The organism is Cryobacterium sp. Y62 (genome assembly GCF_002929785.1).
In the GTDB taxonomy this organism is placed as follows: domain Bacteria; phylum Actinomycetota; class Actinomycetes; order Actinomycetales; family Microbacteriaceae; genus Cryobacterium.
Genome location: NZ_PJJK01000014.1, coordinates 1 through 1,520, shown reverse-complemented (window position 1 = coordinate 1,520; position 1,520 = coordinate 1). Strand labels below are relative to the sequence as shown.

The following is a 1,520-nucleotide window of genomic DNA, read 5'->3' as shown; positions in this document are numbered from 1 at the left end:
TGATCTGCTCCACCAATGCGATCGAGTCGCTTAACGCCCGGTATCGGCGGGCGGTGCGTGCTCGAGGACATTTCCCCACCGAGCAGGCCGCTCTAAAATGCTTGTATCTGGTCACTCGCAGTCTCGACCCCACCGGTGAGGGCCGAGCTCGTTGGACGATGAGGTGGAAACCAGCTCTCAACATCTTCGCCATCACCTTCCACGACCGCTGGCCGAACGCAGAATCCTACTAATGAAAAACGCCGGAAACACCGTTACCGAGACACACCCGTTTGGTGACGCCGTAAACAGCGGAGAACTTGACCTTCTCGATGATCTTGTGGCCGAAGACGCAGTCGACAATGACCCTGCCCTTGGTCAAGGCCCAGGACCGGCAGGCTACAAAGCATTCTTCGGTGAGATGATTGCTGCTTTCCCCGACCTGCACATCACCGTCGAGCGCCTCGTTGCAAACGATACCGACGTCGCATTCGCCTATACCCTCACCGGCACCCACCAAGGCCCCCTCATGGGCCACGCCGCTAGCGGAAAAGCGATGTCTGTTCGTGGCATGCAAATTAGCTGGTTTGAGAACGGCAAACTTGTCGAGCGGTGGGGTAGCAGCGACCAATAGGGCATGCTCGAACAACTCGGCCTCGCACCCTAGGCTGTGACAACTGGCGTTTCCAAGCAGAAGGGGTAGGGCCGAGGACGCATTTTTAAAAAGTGATGTACGACGTAAGACGGCCTTGATCTCGCACTTTGCACGCAGGCAAGGTTGTACTGGTGTTCCTGGCAGTGCGGCCGATCTGTCAACGTTTAAGCGTGGTAGGGGTGGCTCGTGAATTCGTTGCTGCTACCAACATCGCGCGTTGCGTTTCGCCGCGCATTTTGTTGGTTTCATAAGCACGAGGGGCCGAGCGGGCCTTTCGGGTGAGCAGTTGTAGAGGGGCTTCTGCGGCGCTGCGAGGTGACGGCCCAGGCAGTGGACAGCACGATGGATTTCGTTGAACCCGTCTGTTCGTTGAGTGCGGCAGCGTGGCTCCATATGAAGATCCATATTTTGACCATGGCTTTGTCGGCCGATGACGGCATTGCAAACTTGTACAGACAGATTGCATAGGTTTCGGCGGCGAAGACGTCATACAGAGTGCCGAAGGCGAGTGCGTCACCGGCGGCTACTCGTTCGAGAAGCAGATGATTGCTGACACCGTCCCCGGGAGGACGCTGCTCCGTCTCGGCGGCGGTGATGGTGCGGTCCCGGGCGATCGAATGACGAGTGTAGACACGGCACTCCTTGGACGTGGTGAGTGAATCCGTTGGCAGGGTCTCGGGCAACGCAAGAAAATCTATGAGACCCAAATGGTGTGTGTCAAGATGGTCGATCACTCAGAAATCGGTCACAAATAACGGCCGAAACGGGCTCTCCTGACGTAACCGTGGGTCCGTTGGGAGCGCCATAACGGCCGCACGCCGCTCTCCGCCTAGGTTTCTAACTGTCAAAGGTAAGAAACTCGGGAACGGAAAAAGCGGCGTGCGAA

The 1,520-nt window shown here is 57.4% G+C and carries 3 protein-coding genes; 2 read left to right on the top strand and 1 reads right to left on the bottom strand.

Annotation, left to right across the window (positions count from 1 at the left end; translation table 11 throughout):
- Together CXY71_RS00100 and CXY71_RS00095 are read left to right on the top strand one after the other, a co-directional pair.
- The coding region (locus CXY71_RS00100) for a transposase (protein ID WP_146072681.1) at positions 1 to 233 on the top strand (233 nt) is incomplete at its 5' end.
- Positions 233 to 613: an ester cyclase gene (locus CXY71_RS00095; RefSeq protein ID WP_104133718.1), complete on the top strand. Its 381-nt coding sequence runs from the start codon at positions 233 to 235 to the stop codon at positions 611 to 613. The genes CXY71_RS00100 and CXY71_RS00095, both read left to right, overlap by 1 nt.
- Positions 614 to 879: 266 nt before the next feature.
- Here CXY71_RS00095 and CXY71_RS00090 read toward each other — a convergent pair whose 3' ends face one another.
- The gene (locus tag CXY71_RS00090) at positions 880 to 1,317 is read right to left on the bottom strand and encodes a hypothetical protein (RefSeq protein ID WP_146072680.1); all 438 of its coding nucleotides are present in this window, start codon (positions 1,315 to 1,317) and stop codon (positions 880 to 882) included.
- Between the last annotated feature and the right edge of the window lie 203 nt (positions 1,318 to 1,520).